The sequence below is a fragment of the Micromonospora sp. RTGN7 genome (genome assembly GCF_033804645.1).
Lineage (GTDB): Bacteria > Actinomycetota > Actinomycetes > Mycobacteriales > Micromonosporaceae > Micromonospora.
Genome location: NZ_JAPZLF010000014.1, coordinates 140,511 through 160,342, shown reverse-complemented (window position 1 = coordinate 160,342; position 19,832 = coordinate 140,511). Strand labels below are relative to the sequence as shown.

At 73.3% G+C, this 19,832-nt stretch carries 17 protein-coding genes and 1 pseudogene; 4 read left to right on the top strand and 14 right to left on the bottom strand.

The features are described from left to right. Window positions 1–4: 4 nt before the first annotated feature. The 4 genes from SNR22_RS21310 to SNR22_RS21295 all read right to left on the bottom strand — a co-directional run bounded on the left by SNR22_RS21310 (window position 5) and on the right by SNR22_RS21295 (window position 6,741). Window positions 5–2,725: an ATP-binding protein gene (locus tag SNR22_RS21310; RefSeq protein ID WP_320068384.1), complete on the bottom strand. Its 2,721-nt coding sequence runs from the start codon at window positions 2,723–2,725 to the stop codon at window positions 5–7. Between the two features lie 158 nt (window positions 2,726–2,883). Then, window positions 2,884–4,038, bottom strand: a complete 1,155-nt coding sequence (locus tag SNR22_RS21305) for an acyl-CoA dehydrogenase family protein (RefSeq protein WP_320068383.1) — start codon at window positions 4,036–4,038, stop codon at window positions 2,884–2,886. 99 nt (window positions 4,039–4,137) lie between these two features. Continuing rightward, window positions 4,138–5,670 carry an acyl-CoA carboxylase subunit beta gene (locus SNR22_RS21300; protein WP_320068382.1) on the bottom strand — a complete coding sequence of 511 codons (1,533 nt, stop codon included), beginning with the start codon at window positions 5,668–5,670 and terminating at the stop codon, window positions 4,138–4,140. A gap of 159 nt (window positions 5,671–5,829) precedes the next feature. Further along, window positions 5,830–6,741 carry a hydroxymethylglutaryl-CoA lyase gene (locus tag SNR22_RS21295; protein WP_320068404.1) on the bottom strand — a complete coding sequence of 304 codons (912 nt, stop codon included), beginning with the start codon at window positions 6,739–6,741 and terminating at the stop codon, window positions 5,830–5,832. Between the two features lie 207 nt (window positions 6,742–6,948). On the opposite strand from SNR22_RS21295, the gene SNR22_RS21290 reads away from it, so the two are divergent. Beyond that, window positions 6,949–7,470: a hypothetical protein gene (locus SNR22_RS21290; protein ID WP_320068381.1), complete on the top strand. Its 522-nt coding sequence runs from the start codon at window positions 6,949–6,951 to the stop codon at window positions 7,468–7,470. A gap of 243 nt (window positions 7,471–7,713) precedes the next feature. On the opposite strand, the gene SNR22_RS21285 is transcribed toward SNR22_RS21290, so the two are convergent. The 5 genes and pseudogenes from SNR22_RS21285 to SNR22_RS21265 all read right to left on the bottom strand — a co-directional run bounded on the left by SNR22_RS21285 (window position 7,714) and on the right by SNR22_RS21265 (window position 10,741). After that, window positions 7,714–9,081 carry an acetyl/propionyl/methylcrotonyl-CoA carboxylase subunit alpha gene (locus tag SNR22_RS21285; protein WP_320068403.1) on the bottom strand — a complete coding sequence of 456 codons (1,368 nt, stop codon included), beginning with the start codon at window positions 9,079–9,081 and terminating at the stop codon, window positions 7,714–7,716. Between the two features lie 296 nt (window positions 9,082–9,377). Beyond that, window positions 9,378–9,563 (bottom strand): DUF397 domain-containing protein, encoded by a 186-nt coding sequence (locus tag SNR22_RS21280; protein ID WP_320068402.1) that lies wholly within the window; start codon window positions 9,561–9,563, stop codon window positions 9,378–9,380. Continuing rightward, window positions 9,560–9,664: pseudogene (locus tag SNR22_RS21275) on the bottom strand (XRE family transcriptional regulator); the annotation flags it as partial. The gene SNR22_RS21280 and the pseudogene SNR22_RS21275, both read right to left, overlap by 4 nt. 127 nt (window positions 9,665–9,791) lie before the next feature. After that, complete coding sequence (locus tag SNR22_RS21270) at window positions 9,792–9,977, bottom strand: DUF397 domain-containing protein (RefSeq protein ID WP_320068380.1); 186 nt, start codon at window positions 9,975–9,977, stop codon at window positions 9,792–9,794. Further along, window positions 9,974–10,741: a helix-turn-helix transcriptional regulator gene (locus tag SNR22_RS21265; RefSeq protein ID WP_320068401.1), complete on the bottom strand. Its 768-nt coding sequence runs from the start codon at window positions 10,739–10,741 to the stop codon at window positions 9,974–9,976. The genes SNR22_RS21270 and SNR22_RS21265 overlap by 4 nt, the downstream gene beginning before the upstream one ends. A 608-nt stretch (window positions 10,742–11,349) precedes the next feature. Between SNR22_RS21265 and SNR22_RS21260 the strand changes: the two genes are divergently transcribed. The 3 genes from SNR22_RS21260 to SNR22_RS21250 are packed head-to-tail and all read left to right on the top strand — an operon-like array spanning window position 11,350 to window position 12,106. Further along, window positions 11,350–11,565: a hypothetical protein gene (locus SNR22_RS21260; RefSeq protein WP_320068379.1), complete on the top strand. Its 216-nt coding sequence runs from the start codon at window positions 11,350–11,352 to the stop codon at window positions 11,563–11,565. Then, complete coding sequence (locus SNR22_RS21255; RefSeq protein WP_320068378.1) at window positions 11,562–11,840, top strand: hypothetical protein; 279 nt, start codon at window positions 11,562–11,564, stop codon at window positions 11,838–11,840. Before SNR22_RS21260 ends, SNR22_RS21255 begins: the two co-directional genes overlap by 4 nt. After that, window positions 11,840–12,106 (top strand): hypothetical protein, encoded by a 267-nt coding sequence (locus SNR22_RS21250; protein WP_320068377.1) that lies wholly within the window; start codon window positions 11,840–11,842, stop codon window positions 12,104–12,106. Before SNR22_RS21255 ends, SNR22_RS21250 begins: the two co-directional genes overlap by 1 nt. A 63-nt stretch (window positions 12,107–12,169) precedes the next feature. On the opposite strand, the gene SNR22_RS21245 is transcribed toward SNR22_RS21250, so the two are convergent. The 5 genes from SNR22_RS21245 to SNR22_RS21225 all read right to left on the bottom strand — a co-directional run bounded on the left by SNR22_RS21245 (window position 12,170) and on the right by SNR22_RS21225 (window position 19,826). Further along, on the bottom strand, window positions 12,170–12,751 hold the full coding sequence (locus tag SNR22_RS21245; protein ID WP_320068400.1) for a TetR/AcrR family transcriptional regulator: 582 nt from the start codon (window positions 12,749–12,751) through the stop codon (window positions 12,170–12,172). A gap of 191 nt (window positions 12,752–12,942) precedes the next feature. After that, complete coding sequence (locus SNR22_RS21240) at window positions 12,943–15,798, bottom strand: hypothetical protein (RefSeq protein WP_320068376.1); 2,856 nt, start codon at window positions 15,796–15,798, stop codon at window positions 12,943–12,945. A gap of 7 nt (window positions 15,799–15,805) precedes the next feature. Further along, on the bottom strand, window positions 15,806–17,593 hold the full coding sequence (locus SNR22_RS21235) for an HSP90 family protein (protein WP_320068375.1): 1,788 nt from the start codon (window positions 17,591–17,593) through the stop codon (window positions 15,806–15,808). A gap of 110 nt (window positions 17,594–17,703) precedes the next feature. Further along, entirely contained in the window at window positions 17,704–18,879 is a 1,176-nt protein-coding gene (locus tag SNR22_RS21230) for an FAD-dependent monooxygenase (protein WP_320068374.1), read from the bottom strand. Between the two features lie 44 nt (window positions 18,880–18,923). Then, complete coding sequence (locus tag SNR22_RS21225) at window positions 18,924–19,826, bottom strand: sulfurtransferase (protein ID WP_320068373.1); 903 nt, start codon at window positions 19,824–19,826, stop codon at window positions 18,924–18,926. Between the last annotated feature and the right edge of the window lie 6 nt (window positions 19,827–19,832).

The window sequence follows — 19,832 nt, the reverse complement described above, 5'->3', positions numbered from 1 at the left end:
GGCTTCACCGCTCCACCTCCGTGCTGTTCTCCGGGGAAGTCCGGCCGCCGCCCCTCAGGGCCGCGAGCTGCGCGGCCTCCCGGGGCAGCAGGCTGATGCCGCTGTCTTGACAGAGTTGGTCGAGCCGGTCCAGCACACCCGCGTCACCGGTGCTCGCCGTCAACCCGACCAGGGCCTCCACCACATCCCGACGGTCCGAGCCGACGGCGCCGAACTCGGCTGCGGCGGCGAACCACTCCGTCGCCAGGGTCCGGTCTCCCCGATGCAGGGCGATGTTCGCCTCGATGAGCGCGCAGTCCGTGTCCTCGGGCCGGGCCTCCCCGGGCCGGTGGCCGACCATCGGTTGACCTGACCCGAAGAACTGCTGCTGACCACGGGCCGGTGCACACCCGGGTGCCGTCCGGCGGTCGGCCGATTCCGAGCCGAGAGCCACCTCCTCGGCCACGCAGGAGCGGAGTCCGGCCAGCACCTCGGTCGCCTCGTCCGGGCGCCCGTCCTGGGCCAGGGCCAGTCCGACCGTGCCGAGGGCCCGCCGCCGGTGCAACGGATCACCCAGCTCCGCCAGCCCGGCCAGCACCCGTCGGCCCTGCGCCACGGCGTCGGCGTACCGGCCCTCCAGCCGGGTCACCTCGGCCAGGTTCGCCCGGGCCAGCACCCGCAGCCGCCGCTCGCCGCACTGCGCGGCCAGCCGGTCCACCGCGGCCAGCCGGCGACGGGCACCGACCAGATCACCAAGCCGGGTCTCGTGCCAGGCGAGACTGTTCTGCGCCACGGCCATGTCGCGTACCCGGGCGTGGCGGGTGGCCAGGGCGAGGACCGTGAGTGCCTGCTCCCGCGCCTCATCGTGCGCGGCGGTCGTGACCAGCAGTACGCCGAGCACCGTGCGCGCCTCCAGTTCACCCGACACGTCGCCGGCCCGGTGGAACACCGCCCACGCGGCCCGCGCCGCCGGCAACTCCTGCTCCGCAGCCCCATGCTCGGCAGCCAGCCGGGCTGCCCCGAGCGCCGCCCACGCGCGCAACCTCGGATCGGCGTCCGCAGTACGTGGGTCGTCCAGCAGCCGGCGCAGCCACTGCCGCCCGAGGACGTCACGTCCCCGGAACCGCCACCAGCGGGCCAGTCCGACGGCCAACTGCAGCGCGGTGACCGGGTTGTCGAGCGCCGCGTGCGCCAGGGCCGCCGCGATGTCGCCACTCGCCTCGTCCAGCCGGCGTCCCGCCAAGGCGAGCTGGGGACCGACCAACTCGGCGACGGTCCTGGTCACCAGGCCCGCGAAGACCTCGGCGTGCCGCCGTCGTACGGCGCTCAGCTCGCCGGCGACGATGGCCTGCTCGGCGGCGAACTCCCGCACCGCGTCGAGCAGTCCGAACCGGAACGGCCCGACGCCCCGGACGCTGAGCAGGCCGAGCTGGAGCAGCCGGTCCAGCAGCGGCACCGGGTCGACCGACACGGTGCCCTCCGGATCGGCGTCGTCGGCCAGCATCTCCTCGGCCAACTCCACGGACCAGCGGTTACGGAACACCGAGAGCCGGCGCAGCGCCGTCCGTTCGTCCGGCGCGAGTAGGCGGTAGCTGTCCGCCACCGCGTCCCGCAGGGTGACCGGCGCCCCGCCCACCGCCGCCGCCCCGCCCACCGCCCACCCCGGCGCCGGTGCCGGTGAGGTGGCAAGGTCGAGGACGCGGTCGCCGTACCGGTCAAGCAGCTCGTTGAGGTCGAGGATGCGCCCCCGGGCAGCCATCAGCTCGATGGCCAGCGGCAGTCCGCCCAGCCGGCGGGCCAGCGCGGCGAGCGCCGGCAGCTCGGCCGGGGCCGGCGGCTCCCGTCGTACCCGGGCCAGGCGGGCGGTGAACAGCGCCACCGCCGGGTAGCCCGCCAGTGCGTCCGGCTCCGCCGGGTCGAGCTCGGGCGGGGGCACGTCCAGCGGTGGCACCGGCCAGACCCGTTCACCGGTCACCCCGACCGGATGCCGCCCGGTCACCAGCACCCGCAGCGTGGGCACCGCCCGGCCGAGTCGGTGCAGCGCCTCAGCCACCGGGTCCGGCGCCCGCTCCACCGCGTCGATCAACAGCAGCGCCGGACGGCCGGCGAGCCGGACGGCGAGGTCCGGAGGACGTGCGTCACCGAACACGGCCGCCACCGCCGAGAGCACGTCGGCGGCGTCCGAGCCCTCCCCGGCGAGCACCCCGGCCACCGCACCCGGCGCTCGACCCGCGACGGCATGGGCCACCGCCAGGGCCAGCGCCGTCTTTCCCACCCCGGCCAGCCCGACCAGGCTGACCACCGGCGGGCCATGGTCGGCGGTGAGCAGGTCGACCAGCTCGACCACGTCCCGCTCCCGGCCGATCAGCTCGACCGGGGGCGGAAGCGCGATCGGCGTACCGCCGGACCGGGCAAGGACCGGGGGCGGGCGCCACGACGGCCCGGGGCCGGAAACGGAGGGCGGGTGCCCGGCGGATCGGGGCGCGGTCGCGCCCCGGGCGGCGGCCACGAACTCCGCACGCGCCGGGCCGGCAAGGTCGAGCGCGGCGGCGAGCAGTTCGACGGTGGTCCGCTGCGGTCGCACGGACCGACCGCGCTCCACGTCGCGGACCGTCCGCACGCCGACGCCCGCCCGGGACGCCAACTCGGCCTGGGTGAGGCCGGCCGCGCGTCGATACGCGCACAACAGGTCAGACAGTCCGGTACGGCCGTCCGCGCCCGGCGAACGACCATGATCGGAAGCCATGGGCAGGAAGGGTACGGATCGGGTGTGACTGCCGGCAGGCAATCGTCGGCCTGCCGACGCCCCGAGGCGCGGATATCCGACAGCGCACCGCCCAGCGGTTGCGGTGAGAGGGGGACCCTTCTATACCGGAGGCGTTAAGAAGGGGCCCTTCCTTTCCGTCAGAGGCCGAGATCGCGGGCGATGATCATCCGCTGGACCTCGCTGGTGCCCTCGCCGATCTCCAGGATCTTCGAGTCGCGCCAGAACCGGGCCACCGGGTACTCGTTCATGAAGCCGTAGCCGCCGTGGATCTGGGTGGCCTCGCGGGCATTGTCCACCGCGATGGTGCTGGCGTGCAGCTTGGCGATCGCCGCCTGCCGCTTGAACGGCTCGCCGGCCAGCATCCGGGCCGCCGCGTCGTAGTAGGCGAGGCGGGCAGTGTGCGCCTTCAGCTCCATGTCGGCGATCTTGAACTGGATCGCCTGGTAGTTGCCGATCGGCTGGCCGAACGCCTGACGCTCCTTGGCGTACTTGATCGACTCGTCGACGCAGCCCTGGGCGAGGCCGACCGCCAGGGCGGCGATGGCGATCCGGCCCTCGTCGAGGATGCGCAGGAACTGGGCGAAGCCCCGGCCGCGCTCACCGAGCAGGTTGGCCGCCGGGACCCGGCAGTCGTCGAAGGTCAGCTCGTGGGTGTCCGAGGCGTTCCAGCCGACCTTGGAGTAGCCGGGAGCGACTGTGAAGCCCGGGGTGCCGGAGGGCACCAGGATCGTGGACAGCTCCTTGGAGCCGTCCGGCCGGATGCCGGTGACGGCGGTGACCGTCACCAGGACGGTGATGTCGGTGCCCGAGTTGGTGATGAACGCCTTCGAACCGTTGATCACCCACTCGTCCGTGGCGGAGTCCAGCACCGCTCTCGTCTGGGTGCCGCCGGCGTCCGAGCCGGTGCCGGGCTCGGTGAGGCCGAAGCCCGCTAGGGCCTCGCCGCTGACCAGCCTGGGCAGCCACTGCGCCTGCTGCTCGGCGGTGCCGAAACGGAAGATCGGCATCGCCCCGAGGGAGACCGCCGCCTCCAGGGTGATCGCCACGCTGGAGTCGACCCGGGCCAGCTCCTCCAGGACGAGGCAGAGCGCGAAGTAGTCACCGCCCATGCCGCCGTGCTCCTCCGGGAAGGGCAGGCCAAACAGGCCCATCTTGCCCATCTGCCGGATCACCTCGTACGGGAAGGTGTGCTTCTCGTAGTGCTCGGCGATCACCGGCGCGACCACCTCGCGGGCGAATTCCCGGACGCTCTCCCGTAGCGCCTCTTGCTCGTCGGTGAGCCGGAAGTCCATCGGTTCCTCCTGTGCGGGTTCCTCCGCCGGGCGCTCGTGACGCCGACGGATGGGGTGGTCCGGGTGGGGGTGGCGGTGCGGGCCCGACGGGCGCGGGGATCAGACCGGGGTGACGCCGTGCCGGCGGCGGGAGAAGTGCCGGTCCTTCGTCCGGGCGGCGGCGAACCGGCGGACCAGTTCGGCGCGCAGCTCGTGCGGCTCGATGATCGCGTCGACCACCAGCTCGCTGGCGAGCCGTACGACGTCGATGTCCCGCTCGTACTCCTCGCGCTTGGCGGCGACGAAGGCGGCCCGCTCGGCCTCGTCGGCGATGGCCGCGATCTTGTTGGCGTAGACGGCGTTGACGGCGGCCTCCGCGCCCATCACCGCGATCTTCGCGGTGGGCAGGGCGATCGTGGCATCCGGCTCGAAGCCGGGACCGGCCATCGCATACAGGCCCGCGCCGTACGCCTTACGGACCACCACGCAGATCTTCGGCACGGTCGCCTCGGAGATCGCGGTGATCATCTTGGCGCCGTGCCGGATGATGCCCTGCCGCTCCACCACGCTGCCGACCATGAACCCGGGCACGTCGCTCAGGAAGAGCAGCGGCACGTTGAACGCGTCGCAGAGCTGCACGAACCGGGTCGCCTTGTCGGCCGAGTCGACGAAGAGCACCCCGCCCTTGAACATCGAGTTGTTGCCGATCACGCCGACGACCTCGCCGTTCAGCCGGCCGAACCCGATGGTCAGCTCCCTGGCCCAGAGCGCCTGGATCTCGAAGAACGAGCCGTCGTCGAGCAGCCCCTTCACGTACCGGCGCATGTCGAACGCCTGCCGCTCGCTGGCCGGGACGAGCGCGGCCAGGTCGACCTTCTCCGGCGCGGCGACGGCCTCGGCGGCGGGCGGCGCCTGCGTCCAGTTCGCCGGCAGGTACGACAGGTAGCGCCGGACCACGTCGAGCGCGTCGGCCTCGGTCTTGCACAGGAAGTGCCCGACGCCGGACTCGGCGCAGTGGACCTTCGCCCCGCCCATCGCCTCCAGGGTGGTCTTCTCCCCGGTGACCATCTCGACCATCCGGTCGGAGCCGAGGTACATGCTGGCGTTGCCGTCCACCATCGCGACCACGTCGCAGAACGCCGGAATGTACGCCCCGCCGGCCGCGCTCGGCCCGAACAGCGCGCAGACCTGCGGAATTGAGCCGGAGGCCCGAACCTGGTTCCAGAAAATCTTCCCGGCACCGCGCCGGCCGGGGAAGAGGTCGACCTGGTCGGTGATCCGGGCGCCGGCCGAGTCGACCAGGTAGACCATCGGCACGCCGGTCGAGTACGCCCGCTCGATGATTCGGATGATCTTCTCGACGGTCCGGGCGCCCCAGCTGCCGGCCTTGACCGTGGAGTCGTTGGCCATCAGGCAGACCTGCCGGCCGTCGATGGTGGCGGTGCCGGTGACCACGCCGTCGGCGGGCAGGCCTTCGGCCGTCGCGTTGGCGTAGAGGCCGTCCTCGACGAACGAGCCCTCGTCGACCAGGAGCGCCACCCGCTCGCGGGCGAAGAGCTTGCCCTTGGCGGCGTTCGCCGCATGGTATTTGTCCGCACCGCCGGCCTGGGCGCGCTTGCGCAGCTGCTCCAGTGCCTCACCGTCGAGCGTCACGCCGACCCCCTAGCCGCCTGACCGGCCGCGTGGCCGCACGGCCGCACGACATGTTGCCTAAACGATCGTTAGGCTAACGCATTCCCCCACCCACCTGCGACCCGCCGCTCCGCAGTCGCCCCACCGGATCGCAGCCGGGGGCGAGGACCCGGAACGGCCTCAGGCCGGCAGGGCTGCGAGACGGGTACGGGGGCCGGCGCGCAGCACGCCGGACGGGAGCTTCTTGCCGAGCAACTCCTCGGCGAGCTCCGCCGCCCCGATCAGGGCGTCCAGGTCGATGCCCGTGTCGATGCCCATGTCGTGCAGCATGTGCACCGCCTCCTCGGTGGCCAGGTTGCCGCTGGCCCCCGGGGCGTACGGGCAGCCGCCGAGGCCGCCGACGCTGGCGTCGAACTCGGTGACCCCGAGCTCCAGCGCGGTCAGCAGGTTCGCCAACGCGGTGCCCCGGGTGTTGTGGAAGTGCAGCAGCACCGGGACGTGCGCGTTGCGGTCGCGTACGGCGGTCACCAGCTCGCGGACCCGCCGGGGCGTACCCATGCCCGTGGTGTCGCCGAACGCGACCCGGTCCGCGCCGTCGCGGACCACCCGGTCGACGATGCCCGCGACCCGCAGGGGGTCCACGTCGCCCTCGTACGGGCAGCCGAAGCTGGTCGCCACGATCACCTCGGCCGTCGCCCCGGCACCGTGCAGCAGGTCGATCAGCTCCGCGATGTCGTCGAGGGACTCGTCGGTGGACCGGTTGACGTTGCGCCGGTTGTGCGTGTCGCTGGCCGAGACCACCACCTCGATCTCGGTGAACCCGGCCGCGAGGGCGCGCTGCGCGCCCCGGGTGTTCGGCACCAGCGCCGAGTAGCGCACCCCGGGGGCCTTCGCGACCCGCTGCCACACCTCGTCGGCGTCGGCCATCTGCGGGATGGCCTTCGGGTGCACGAACGACACCGCCTCGATCCGGCGTACCCCGGTGTGGGAGAGCGCGTCGACCAGTCGCACCTTGGCCTCGGTCGGGACCGGCTCCTCGTTCTGGAGCCCGTCGCGCGGCCCGACCTCGCGGATCGACACCGCCGCTGGCATCTGGCTCATGGTCACCTCGCTGTGACATCGGGTCGCCGGGGTGTCGTCGTGCCGGGCCGCCTCTGGTGAAGGCGGCCGGCAGCCGAAGCCGGCCGACCGGTGGTCCCTCCAGGGAACCAGAAGGCCGGCATCGGACGCCAGGCCGCCCCCAGGATCGCTGCGTCCACGAGATCTTCGGATCCATGCATGGCTGCTAATCTCTCCGCCGTGGACGACACAACAAAAGAGGACCTGAGGCGCGAGGCGTTACAGCTGCGCCAGCAGGTCAGCCGGCTCGAGACGACCCTGCTGCACCTCGTGTCACTGACTGCTGCCAGCCTGGTCATCACCGGGCTGCTGCTTCCGTACGCTGCCTTCGAGGAGAAGGGAAAGCTGCACAACGAGAGCCTGCTGACGATGGGATTCACCGCAGGCAAGACCGACGGGTTCTACGCCGTGGTGTTCCTCGGTCTCCTCGTGATCGCAGGCGCGACGCTCATTTTCCTCGGCGTCGCTGGCGAGCGCTCGGCGGGCCGCGCCACGGAGCGCATCGGGCTCGTCCTCGGCTGGCTCCTGCTGCTCTCGGCCGCAGGAGAATGGCTGCTCGCGAGCTTCCCCGCCACCAACTGGGACAAGGGGCCGGGAGCGAGGGTGTACGCCATGGGAGCAGCGCTCACGTTCATCGTGCTCGCCACCCAGAAGGGGCGCGACTTCTGGGTCGCCGAGCGTTGCGGGAAGATCCGCCATTGAGCTGTCCGGACGGGACGTCGTCAACGTCCTCGTCCGGATCCCGCCCGGCGCACCGTGGTCGCTCGCGGGCGCAAGGCTCCGGCCGGCTCGACCGCTTCCCGGCCACCCGGGCGGGCACCGTCGCCGCCCGATACCTGACTACTGGCAACGCGACCCCCGTCCCGCCGGCTCCATCGCGTTCGTGCCCGTCCCGTTCATCGCGGTGGGCGGGCTCGAGGGCAACGGACCGGCGGGCCGGAACGGTCAGCGCATCCGGCCGACGATGCCGGTGTCGTAGTCGCCGGAGAGGAACTCCTCGTTCTCCAGCAACTCCGCGAAGAACGGGAGGTTGCACTTCGGTCCGGCGATCTCGAAGGACGCCACCGCCGCCCGGGCCCGTTCGACGGCCTCCGCCCGGTCGCCGCCGCTCACGATGAGCTTGGCCATCAGGCTGTCGTAGAACGGGGTCACCGTGTTGCCGGCGACATAACCGGAGTCGACCCGGACGCCCTCGCCGGTGGGCTCGTTCCAGGTCCTGATCACGCCGGGGCCGGGGAGGAACCGCTTCGGATCCTCGGCGTTGATCCGCAGCTCGATGGCGTGCCCGCGCGGCGCGAGTGCGTCCGGGTCGAAGGTCGGGGCCAGGCCGGAGGCGACGCGCAACTGCTCCTCGACCAGGTCGACGCCGTAGACGTACTCGGTGACCGGGTGCTCGACCTGGAGCCGGGTGTTCATCTCCAGGAAGAAGAACTCCTCGGAGCCGGGACCAGGACCCTCGACGTCCCGCCGGTTCGGGACCAGCAGGCACTCGACCGTGCCGGCGTTGCGGTAGCCGACCGCCTCGCCCGCGCGCACCGCGGCGGCGAGGAGGCGCTCGCGCAGCTCCGGCGAGACCGCCGGGGACGGGGACTCCTCGACCAACTTCTGGTTGCGCCGCTGCACCGAGCACTCCCGCTCGCCGAGCGCCACCACCCGGCCGTCGGCCAGGCCGAGGATCTGCACCTCGACGTGGCGCACCCTGGGGAAGTACCGCTCGATCAGCACCGAGCCGTCACCGAACATCCGCTCGGCGAACGCGCGCACCTTGTCGTACTCGGTGCGCAGCGCGGCCTCGTCGGTCGCCACGCCCATGCCCATCCCGCCGCCACCGGCCGCCGCCTTGACCATCACCGGGTAGCCGATCCCGGCGGCGGCGACGACCGCCGCGTCCAGGTCGGCCGCCGGCTCGGTGGTGCCCGGCGCGACCGGCACGCCGGCCGCCGCCATCAGGTTCCGGGCGTTGATCTTGTCGCCCATCGCGGTGATCGCGTCCGCGCCGGGCCCGACCCAGACCAGCCCGCTCGCGGCGACGGTACGGGCGAACTCGGCGTTCTCCGACAGAAAGCCGTAGCCGGGGTGGATCGCCTGCGCGCCGGTCGACTTCGCGGCGGCGAGGATCGCCTCGACGTTGCGGTAGCTCTGGGCCGGGTTGGCCGGGCCCACGCAGACCGCCTCGTCGGCCTCGGCCACGAACGGCAGGCCGGCGTCCGCCTCCGAGTGCACCACGATGGCGCGAACCCCGAGCCGTTTCGCGGTACGGATGATCCGGCGGGCGATCTCGCCCCGGTTCGCGACCAGCAGCGACTCGATCATGTTCTCCTCCAACGTCCAAAAGGTGGGACGGAGGCAAGGAAACCACGACTGACCCGTCGCCCACGAGTCGAGCGCCGTAGCGCCGCAGCGCCGGGGAGGGTTCAGGGAAGGCGCTCACACACTCGCTCGACGTCCCGCCGCAGTGCCTGGCCCCGGTTGGCGTTTGGGGCTGTGTCGAAGTCTGCCTACCTCTGCTCGGCGCGGGCGGTGGGCGCTGCGTGGCGTTCCAGCCACGGAACAAGCCCCCGGCGTATGCCGAGGGCCTGCGGTTTGAAGGGACAGCGGGTCGAGTGGGGTCAGCCGACGTTCTTCGCCAGGTCGACGAAACCGCGCCACGCGGTTGGCGAGAAGGAGAGGGTCCCGCCGTCGCGGTCCTTCGTGTCGCGGACGAGGACGACGCCGGGCAGGTTGTCGGCAACCTCGACGCAGTTGCCGCCGTTGCCGCCGCTCTTGGTGCTCTTGCGCCACTGCGCACCGGTCATGTCCATGCTGCTGCCGCTTCCCTCAGGAGGTCCAGGGACTGCGACCGAGACAGGGCCTCGCCCCGGATGCGTTCCCACCGTCGCTCCAGGGTAGCAAGATCCGCCCCTCGCTCCAGGCTTCGCGGCTATGCCTAACTATCGACGTATGTCACTCCAGTCCGGCAACAAGACAGACCCCCGGCGTATACCGAGGGCCTGCGGTTTGAAGGGACAGCGGGTCGAGTGGGGTCAGCCGATGCTCTTCGCCAGGCCGACGAAGCCGCGCCACGCGGTTGGCGAGAAGGAGAGGGTCCCGCCGTCGCGGTCCTTCGTGTCGCGGACGAGGACGACGCCGGGCAGGTTGTCGGCAACCTCGACGCAGTCGCCCTGGTTGTTGCCGCTCTTCGTTGACTTGCGCCACTGCGCGTCGCTCATGTCCATGCTGCCGCCGCTTCCCTCAAGAGGTCCAGGGACTGCGACCGAGACAGGGCCTCACCTCGGATGCGTTCCCACCGTCGCTCCAGGGTAACAAGATCCGCCCCTTGCTCCAGAATCTGCGCCTGCGCCTGGCTGTCGACGTACGCCACGCGCGCAGCGTCAGGCAACTCGGCGAGCGTGAAGGGGCCGCCGAAGCCCGGGTACATCCCGGCGGACGCCGGCACGATGTGAATCTGCACCGAGGGGAGCTGCGCGCACTCCACCAGGTACTCCACCTGTGCCGCCATGAGTGCGCGGTCGCCGGGGCGGGCGCGGCGCAGGACGCCCTCGTCGATCACGGCGACGTACAGCGGGCCACCGTGCCGTCGCAGGATCGCCTGACGAGCGAGCCGCGTCGCCGCCAACTCATCAATCTCGGATGGTGACAGGCCCTCGCCCTCGACCGTCGCCCGCGCGTACGCCTCGGTCTGAAGGAGACCCGGCACCCACGCGAGTTGAAACCCGCGCAGCGCGACGGCCTCGCGCTCGATTTCCACCCATGGCCGGAACCACACCGGCTCACGGCGCTTCAGGACATCCGGCCAAAGGTCCTCTACGTCCCGTCCGAGAATCGTTGCGAGCTGCGAGCGGCGTTGCGGTCTCGGTATGCGTCCCCGGCTTACCCATCGCTGAGCGGTTTTTGGGTCCACCCCCACCTGAGCCGCGAGGCTCTCTGCGGTTTCGCCAGCTTGGGCCATGGCCGCTATGAGCCCATGATTCACTGCATCCTCCTGCATCGACGTCCCGAACGCTCCGAAGTCCTACCCTAACGCTGTGTCTGCGTCCCGTCACTATGCGGCAGGTTGTTTCCAGGACGGCGTGGGTTGGCTGGCAAGGAGTGCGCCCCGGCCCGCGTTCGTCGAGGGGGCCGCCCGGCCGGTCCTGCGCACGAAGCGCGGGCGGCCCCCTCTCCAATCTCCACGGACAGGGGAAACACCGTGCCGCACCGAGAAGGACGTCACCGCGCCAACAACCGCCGAGGCCGGCACGCCGTGCCTCCGGTTCTCGCAGGCGAGGAAAGGCCGAAGCGTGAGCCGAGGCCGGCCCCGCCGCCCCGGGACCCGGTCCCGTACGACCCGCCGCTGATCGGCCCGATGATCCCGCCGTACCGGGGGCCGCGTAACGACGCGACGCCCCGGTTCGGGTGGGAGATGGCCGGCGAGTCGCTGACCCCGGCGCAAGCGATGCGCGGGAACGGGGGCCGACGGTGAGGTACCGCTACCCATGTCTGCCCACCACGGGGCGCACCCGCACGCCGGCCCTGGCGGAACACTTCTCCCACGGGCCGGGCTGGGACTGTCAGCGCTGCGGCGAGCCATTTCCCTGCCCCGTGTGGACCGCGCTCCCGCTCGACCGGCCGCTCCGCGCCACGCTGCTACCCCACTTCTCCGCAATGCTCGGCCCGGCCATCCGTGACCTTCGCGGCCGGTCGGGTGGCCCGACGCCCCCGGAGATCGTGCAGCGCTTTCTGTGGTTCCTCCCGCTCACCGACGACGAGGCGCGAGCGGTCGCACTACGGGTACGGGGCCCCGGGAGCCCCCAGTGACCGCCCGACCGATCCACCCCGGCGACGTGCTGCGCCTGACCCGCGCCGCCGGCCCACAGTTCGTCACGCCGATCACCGTGCGGGTCATCCGCGAGGTGAAGAACCAGCACACCTACCACGGCTGGACGTGGATCGAGGCGTACGAGCTGAACGCCGCGGGCGACGCCGTCGCCAAACGCGAACTGTTCGTGCTCCGCGAGGGGCTGCACCGCCTCGCCATGCCCCTGCGGCAAGCCACCCCGGCCCGGGGCACGAACCCCACCCCGGTGCGCTGATGCCCCGCCCACACCTACCGATGCGGCCCGCCTGGCTCTGCCGGGTCTGCGCAGCCCAATGGCCCTGCCCAGCGGCGCAGCTCGACCTGCCCACCGAGTTCCACGGCCACACCCTCGCACTCGCGTTCTACCTGGCCGCCATGATGCACGACGCCATGGACGACATGTACCGGCTCGGCGGCCGCCCCGCCAGAACCACCATGCACGCCCGGTTCCTCGGCTGGCTCTCCCCGACCCGCCGGCCACGCGGCACCGACCGCCACTGACCGCCCCGGGCCTGTCGCCTCACCCCCCTGGGAGGCGGCCCCGGGGCCCGCTTGTAGTGGGGCTCAGACGTTCGTCTCGGCCAGCAGGGCGGCCAGCGTGGCGGCGCGCAGCAGGGCGGCCCGGCGCCGCCGGTCCACCTCACCGCCGAGGAACGGGGTCGAGTTCATCAGGCCGAACGCGGCGTGCGCCAACACCCGTGCCTCGCTGGCGGGCAGGCCCGGGTGCAGCGCGGTGAGCACGGTCACCCACTCCTCGACGTACAGCCGCTGGAGCCGGCGGATCCGCCGCCGCGGCTCGTCCGGCAGTCGGTCCAGCTCGTGCAGGTGCAGGGCGATCACCGCCGGGTTGGCCAGCGCGAACTCGACGTGGAAGTCGATCAGCGACTCCAGCGTGCCGCGCGGGTCCTCCGGGCGGCCGGTAACGCGTTCCCGCCCGCCGTCGAGCAGCCCCTCGCTGACCGGGATCAGCGCGGCGGCCAGCATCGCCTCCTTGCCGGCGAAGTGGTGGTAGAGGGCCGGGCCGGTGACACCCGCCGCGGCACCGATGTCGTCCATCGAGACGCCGTGGTAACCCCGCGTGGCGAAGAGCCCGACCGCGATCTCCAGGATCTCGTCCCGCCGGGACCGCCGTCGACCCGCACCCACCGCGCCGCCCGCCGCTCCCCGTGCCTGCTGTCCCACCGTCACCGGACAAGCCTAGACCCGGCCCGTCGCGGCGTGTTGCCTCGGTTACCAGCGGTTCGCCGCCGCCGGGCCGGGCCCGGGGCCGCGCACCGCCAGGGCCGCAGCCGGGGACGGGGAGGTGACGGGGCCGGAACGCCGACGCCCGGCCCCGGTCAGTCGTTCCCGTCGTCGTTCAGCCCGTGCTCCGCGCGAATCGCCGCCGCGTCGTCCGGGCGGCCCAGCTCATCGAGGGTCCCGGCCAGCAGCCAGGCGGCCCGGGAGGCCGACCGGGAATCCGGGGGCAGCCCACCCAGCACCTCGCGCAGCAGCGGCTCGGCCTCGCCGGGGCGGCCGGCGCCGGCCAGCGTCTCGCCGGTGAGCAGCTCCACCCGGGCCGCCTCCCCGAACGCCTCGATTCCCCGGAGCCGGGCCGGCACCCCGGCCAGCCGGTCCAACGCCTCGTCCGTTCGGGTCGCGGCGGCCAGCACCAGGGCCGCGGCCTCGGCGACCATCGCCACCTCGTACGTCACCGCCGGAGGCTCCTCCGGCTGCCCGGTCAGCGCGGCGGCCAGCCCGTCGCAGACCTCGACCGCGTGGAGCGCCGCCGGCACGTCACCCGACCAGAAGAGCGCTTCCGCCTCCCGGCGGCGGGCGCGTAGCTCGTCGAGCGGCGCCCCACCCAGCCGGTACGCCGTCGTCGCCTCGGCGAACCGCTGCGCGGCCAGCGCGTCCCGGTCGGCGTCGTAGAGCAGGGCACCGGCCTCCTCCAGCACCTGCGCCCGGTACGGCAGGTTGTCCGGCCCGTCCAGGTTGTGGGCCAGTTGATCCAGCAGGGCCAACGCCGGCTCCAGCTCACCCAGGTCGACATAGATCCCGGCCAGCAGGTGGCGGCACCCGTCGGCCTCCGCCTGCGCCCCGAGCCGGTCCAGCCCGAGCACCGCCTCCTCGGCGACCTCGGCCGCCTCCGCCGGCCGCCCGGCGGCCCGGTACGCGGTCGCCAGCTCCCAGCGCAGGAAGGCGTCGTCCTCGGCGCCCTGCTCCACGCAGAGGGTGACCGCCTCGGCGAAGTTCTCCGCCGCCTCGGCCGCCCGGTTCGCGGAGAGCAGCGCCCGACCACGGAACACCCGCACCGGGAGCCGGGCCTCCGGCGGTGCGGTCCGCAGCGCCTCGTCGCAGGCGGCCACCTGATCGGCCGGGTCCTCCGCCGCTCGGGCGTATGCCAGTGCGGCGGCGGTGACCAGCTCGCCGACGCCCACCTCCCGGGCGAGCCGGCGGGCCTCGCCGGCCGCAGCCCGGAACTCCTCCGGCCGCTCCAGCTCCTCCAGGATGTGCGCCCGGTGCAGCGCAGCCCGGGCGGCCAGCCACGGATCATCGTGCGCCTCGTCGAGGGCCCGGTCGGCGGCGGCGAGGGCCTCCTCCCAGCGTCCCAGGTGCGCCAACGCCAGCCCGAGCCGATCGTGGGCCGCAGCCCGCTGCCGGGCGTCGCCGTGCCCGGCGAGGAAGTCGGCGGCCTCCCGGACCAGCGCCAGCCCCTCCTCGGTCTCCCCCATCAGGCAGAGCAGCACCCCGAGTCGACCGGCGACCGCCTGGGCCCGGAGCGGGTCGCCCAGCTCCTGGTACGCGGCCAGCGCCGCCCGGTTCGCGTCCCGCGCCGCCGGTCCGTCGGTGTCGCTCAGCTCGCCCGCGCGCAGTTCCCACCGGCGGGCCGCCGCCGACGGCGACGGTTCGGCCTCGGCGAACCGCTCGTCGTAGGCGGCCAGCGCCGCCACGAAACCCGCCCGACGGTGGGTGCGCAGGCGCTCGTCGGCCAGGTCGAGCAGTTCCTCGGCGGTGGCGTCGGCCGGGACGGTCACCTCCTCTTCCGGGGGTGTCGCCGGCTGCGGGGACCGGGCCGCCTCGGCCTGGCCGGCCGGGCGGCGGCGCAGGCTGGCCGAGAGCGGGAGGTGCTCCCCGGCGGGCTCGGCGGCCAGCCGGCGGACGATCCACTCCGACTGGTGCGCGGTGCCGTTGCGGGTGTCGAACCGGGCGGCCAGCCCCGTCGCCGTGGCGGTCAACTCGGCGGCGAGCGCGGCGGCCGACACCTCGCCCGCCGGCCGGTCACCGGCCGCCCGCCGGTGCAGGGAGACGTCGCCGGCACCGGCGGCGTGCCGCAACGCGGCGGCGGCCGAGGCCGCGAAGTGCATCGCGGCGGCCGGGGTGGGCGCCCGGTCCAGCCAGTCCAGGTGCCGCTCGACGATCTCCACCGCCCGGGCCTCGTTGCCGGTCAGGGTGCAGAACTCGACGTGGTCGGCAATGTCCCACAGGTCGGCCAGGTTGCCCCGCAACCGCCGGTACGCCTCCCGGTGCGCGTTCCGGGCCTCGTCGCGCCGGCCGGTGCGCAGGTACGGCACGAGCAGTGCGGTGAGGATCGTCTGCGGCTGCTCGATGCAGGTCAGTCGGCCGTCGAGGACCGGCTCGGCCAGCACCACCGCCTCGTCGTGCCGGCCCACCTCGGCGAGATACGCGACCTGCGTGGTGGGGTCGCAGCCGGCACAGTCGGAGAGCTCGTCGCGCGGGGCGGTCTGCCACTCCCGGTGCCACCGCTCGGCGGCCTCGGCGTCGCCCACGTGGCCGGCGACCAGGTACCGGTGCTTGTAGACGGCCTGGAGGCTGTGCCCGGCCTCGTAGTAGCGGCGTTCCATGTCGTCGAGCACCGCGTAGGTGCGGTCCAGCGGCAGCTCGGGGAACTTCAACATGGCGTTGACCATGTACTTGAAGTGCCACAGGAGTTCGTGGGTGTAGCCCTGGTGGTAGGGCTGCGGGTCCCGGTCGAACTCGGCCAGGCACCAGGAGAAGGTGACGAAGGACTTGACCGGCTCACCGCCGGAGACGTACGCGCCGGTGGCCTCCATCCGCACGGCGAACGCCAGGCGCCGGTCGTCGCCGGCGTCGGCCCGGCGCAGCAGCTGCTCCAGTGCGGCCGTCCGCCCGGCCCCGTACGGCATGCCGGTGGTCTCGTGCAGCATCCGCCACAGGTCGTCCTCGCTCATCGTGCCCTCACTCCCGTCCCGGTACGGCCCGGCCGAGCAGGCCGAGGAAGGAACTGTTCAGCAGCGCGGCGTCGGCCGCGCGGATGGGATGGTGCCCGAGTAGCAGGGCCTGCCCGTACAGCGCCTCGACGGCGAGCCGCACCAGCTCCGGGTCATCGAGGGTGGTGACCCGGCGAACCAGCGGGTTGCGGTGGTTGAGCACCAGCTGCGGGCGGTCCGGCGGGGCGGAGGCGGCGAGCGCGTCGAGCACCCCGCCCCACAGCTCGTCGGTCTTGTCCCGGGTCGCGGCGAGCTGGTCGTTGAACGCCGCCGACCGGCTGACCAGGTAGAGCGCCGGCAGCGACACCGGGTCGTACGCCCGGACGACCACCTCGCAGCCGAGCCGCTCCAGGGCCCGCTGCGCCGCCGCGAGGAACGGCCGCAGGGCCAACTCGACCCGCGGGTCGACGGCCTCGAAGCGGGTGGTCAGGTCGCTGGGGTCCAGCCGCTCGATGAGCACCGACCGGTCCACCGTCGGCAGCCGCTCGATCAGCTCGGCGTCGTACGTGTAACCGGCGTTGACCACGGCCAGGTCCTGCGCGGCGGCGACGGCGGCGAGCTGGCGGAACTCGTCCAGGCCTGCGGCGTACCGAAGCACGTGGTGCCGCTGCCGGAACTCGGCCAGGGTGAGGGTGCCGACGTTGGTCTCCATCGGCCACCACTGGTCGACCAGCCGGAGCATCTCGTCGTCGTGTAGGGCGAGCGCCTTGACCCCGAGGTGGTGCACCTGGAGGAACTCGCCGAGCCGGCGCGGGTCGTGCCGGGCCAGCCGGACCAGCCAGCCGCGCACCTGCTCACCCAGGGCGTCCCGGGTGGCGGTGAGCAGGGCGTCCTCGTAGAGCGCCTCGCGGCTGGCGGTGGGGCGCAGCTCACCGGCGTCCACCACGCAGCGGGCGAAGAACGCCCAGTCGGGGAGCAGCCCGTCGGCGTGCTCGGCGAGCAGCATCCGCTTGAGGTACACCCGGTGGCCGGCGCGGGCGGCGGGGTTCACCGGGGTGGGCAGGATGAACGCGACCCCGGTCAGCCCGGCCTCCGGGACCGACAGCGGCACCACGTCGAACGGGTCGACGCCGAGGAGCCGCCGGGCGTACCGGAGCAGGGCCGGGCGGTCGGCGGGCAGGCCCGGCGCGGTCGGCCAGGGCGGGTCCCCGGCGGTGGTGACGATGTCGCCAACCCGGACGGTGACCGGCAGTAGCGAGCCGTAGAGGCGGGCCAGGTCGGTGACGGTGGCGGTGACGAACCACTGGTCGGCGTCGCGGCGCGGCACCAACGTCACGGTCGTCCCGGGCTCCGGGCGCTGCTGCCCCACGGGGGCGATCTCGACGGCGTACCGGCCGTCGGCGTGCCCGGTCCAGAACACGGTCGGCTGGTCGGCGTGCCGGGTGACCACCCGGATCTCGTCGGCGACCATGAAACAGGAGAGCAGGCCGATACCGAACTGGCCGAGGAACTCGTGCCGGGAGAAGCCCAGCTCGTCCCGCTTGGAGCTGCGGCCGATGGTGGCCAGCAGCTCGTGCACCTGCGCCTCGGTGAGGCCGATGCCGGTGTCGTGCACCCGTAGCGTGCCGTCGCCGGTCAGCTCGGGCGGGACGATCCGGACCAGCGCCGGGGCGTCCGGCTCGGTGGCCCGGCGCGCGGTGATCGCGTCCACCGCGTTCTGCATGAGCTCACGGATGTAGACCCGTGGGCTGCCGTAGAGATGATGACTGAGCAGATCGACCACGCCTCGGAGGTCGACCTGGAAGGTACGGTCCACGCCTGATACTCCCCGGTCCGGTGCCGGGGCTCACCGTACCGGTGATCACCGACGTCCGGCTGCCCCCGCACGCCCGGAATGTGGCCACCGACCGGGTCGAACGCGGGCCGCTAGGCCGCAGGCGTGGCCTCGCCGCCCGGCCGCTGGGCGAGGCCGCTGAGGCGCAGGGCGAGACCACGGCGGGCGGCCGGGACGGCGAAGACCGTCCGGAGCAGGGCGTTGCGCAGCGGTCGCGCGGCGGGTGGGACGGTGGCGATCCGGGTCATCCGGGCGGCGAGGCCGACCACCTCCTCGGCAACCGGTCGGCGCTGCTCGGCGTACCGGTCGAGCAGCCGGTCGGGGCCGCCGTCGAGCACGTCGGCGAGCGCCTCGCCGAGCGCCACCGCGTCCCGCAGGCCGAGGTTCATGCCCTGGCCTCCGGCGGGGCTGTGCACGTGGGCGGCGTCCCCGGCGAGCAGCACCGGCCCGTCGCGGAACCGCTCAGCCACCCGGTGGTGCACCCGGAACCGGGAGCCCCAGAGCACCTCCGTGACACGGCCGGGGTCGCCCGCCGGGCCGCGGGTGTCGAGCAGCCGCTGCAGGTACGCCGCGTCGGGGTGCTCGGGGGCGTCCGCCACGGCGGCCACGATCCGGACCGAACCGTCGGGGAGCGGGGCCCAGACCAGCAGACCCTCCCGGGCGAAGAAGAGCACCACCTCGTCGCGGGGCAGCGAACCGTCGACCCGAACGTCGGCCAGGGTGAACGACTCCGCCCCGTCGTCCGGGCCGGAAAAGCCGATGCCGACCAGCCGGCGCACGTCGCTGTGCATGCCGTCGGCGCCCACCACGTACCGGGCTCGGACCGTCGCGCCGTCGGCGAAGGTGGCGGTCGCGCCGGCGTCCTCGCGGGTCAGGCCGGTGAGCCGGTACGGGCGCCGGGCCTCGCCGCCGAGCGCCGCGAGCCGGTCGGCGAGCACCGTCTCGGTGACCGACTGGGGCACCATCAGCGCGTACGGGAAACGGGTGGGTAGGGCGTCGAACCGGGCGCTGAGCAGCATGCGGTCCCGGTCCCGGACGGTGAACCGCGCCGCCCGCACCCCGCGCGCCACCAGCGGCGCCGCCGCGTCGATCCGGTCCAGCACCTCCAGCGTGTACGCGTGCACGACCGCCGCCCGGGAGGTGAGCGGGGAGCGTTGCGCCCCGTCGACCAGGGTCACTCCGACGCCCCTGCGGGCAAGCGTGACCGCCGTGGCCAGGCCGACCGGCCCCGCGCCGACAACCAGCACATCCGTAGCTCCGGGCAGCATCGCCCACCTCTCAGGTCGCAGGGCCCTCGGCTGAGCCGGGGCGGTCAGTCGGCGAGGCCGCCCGGCTGGTCGCCCCGCACGACGGGTGCCCGGACCAGGTTGCCCCACTCGGTCCACGAGCCGTCGTAGTTGCGCACCTGCGGGTAGCCGAGCAGGTGCCGCAGCACGAACCAGGTGTGGCTGGACCGCTCCCCGATCCGGCAGTACGCCACCACGTCGTCAGACGGGCGCAGCCCGAGCTGGTCGGCGTAGATGACGCGCAGTTCGTCGGCGGACCTGAACGTGCCGTCGTCGTTCGCGGCGGACTTCCACGGCTTGTTCACCGCGCCGGGGATGTGCCCACCGCGCAGCGCGCCCTCCTGCGGGTAGTCCGGCATGTGCAGCATCTCGCCGGTGTACTCGCCCGGCGAACGCACGTCGACCAGCGGCCGGCCGGCGGCGACGTGGGCCATCACCTGCTCCCGGTAGGCCCGCAGCGGCGCGTCGTCGCGCCGCGGCACCGGGTACTCCGCCCGGGGCCGGGCGACCTTCTCCCGGGTCAGCTCCCGCCCCTCGGCGAGCCACTTCTGCCGGCCGCCGTCGAGCAGCCGCACGTCGGCGTGGCCGAAGAGCGAGAAGACCCAGAGCGCGTACGCGGCCCACCAGTTGAAGTTGTCGCCGTAGAAGACCACGGTGTCGTCGCGGCCGATGCCCTTCGCTGCGCAGAGCTCGGCGAAGCTCTCGGCGTCCAGGTAGTCCCGGGTGACCTGGTCGTTCAGCTCGGTGTGCCAGTCGACCTTGACGGCACCGGGGATGTGCCCGGTGTTGTAGAGCAACACATCCTCGTCGGACTCGACCACCACCAGCCCCTCATCGCCCAGGTGCTCGGCCAGCCACTCGGTGGTGACCAGCCGCTGCGGGTCGGCGTACGACTGGAGGCGGGAGTTCGGATCACTCGGCACAGGCATGAGCCC

Bases quoted from the DNA above. Each gene is read 5' to 3' on its own strand.
- SNR22_RS21310 (WP_320068384.1), bottom strand. From the start codon at position 2,725: ATGGCTTCCGATCATGGTCGTTCGCCGGGCGCGGACGGCCGTACCGGA.
- SNR22_RS21305 (WP_320068383.1), bottom strand. From the start codon at position 4,038: ATGGACTTCCGGCTCACCGACGAGCAAGAGGCGCTACGGGAGAGCGTC.
- SNR22_RS21295 (WP_320068404.1), bottom strand. From the start codon at position 6,741: ATGCCAGCGGCGGTGTCGATCCGCGAGGTCGGGCCGCGCGACGGGCTC.
- SNR22_RS21285 (WP_320068403.1), bottom strand. From the start codon at position 9,081: ATGATCGAGTCGCTGCTGGTCGCGAACCGGGGCGAGATCGCCCGCCGG.
- SNR22_RS21280 (WP_320068402.1), bottom strand. From the start codon at position 9,563: ATGACCGGTGCGCAGTGGCGCAAGAGCACCAAGAGCGGCGGCAACGGC.
- SNR22_RS21270 (WP_320068380.1), bottom strand. From the start codon at position 9,977: ATGAGCGACGCGCAGTGGCGCAAGTCAACGAAGAGCGGCAACAACCAG.
- SNR22_RS21250 (WP_320068377.1), top strand. From the start codon at position 11,840: ATGCCCCGCCCACACCTACCGATGCGGCCCGCCTGGCTCTGCCGGGTC.
- SNR22_RS21240 (WP_320068376.1), bottom strand. From the start codon at position 15,798: ATGAGCGAGGACGACCTGTGGCGGATGCTGCACGAGACCACCGGCATG.
- SNR22_RS21230 (WP_320068374.1), bottom strand. From the start codon at position 18,879: ATGCTGCCCGGAGCTACGGATGTGCTGGTTGTCGGCGCGGGGCCGGTC.
- SNR22_RS21225 (WP_320068373.1), bottom strand. From the start codon at position 19,826: ATGCCTGTGCCGAGTGATCCGAACTCCCGCCTCCAGTCGTACGCCGAC.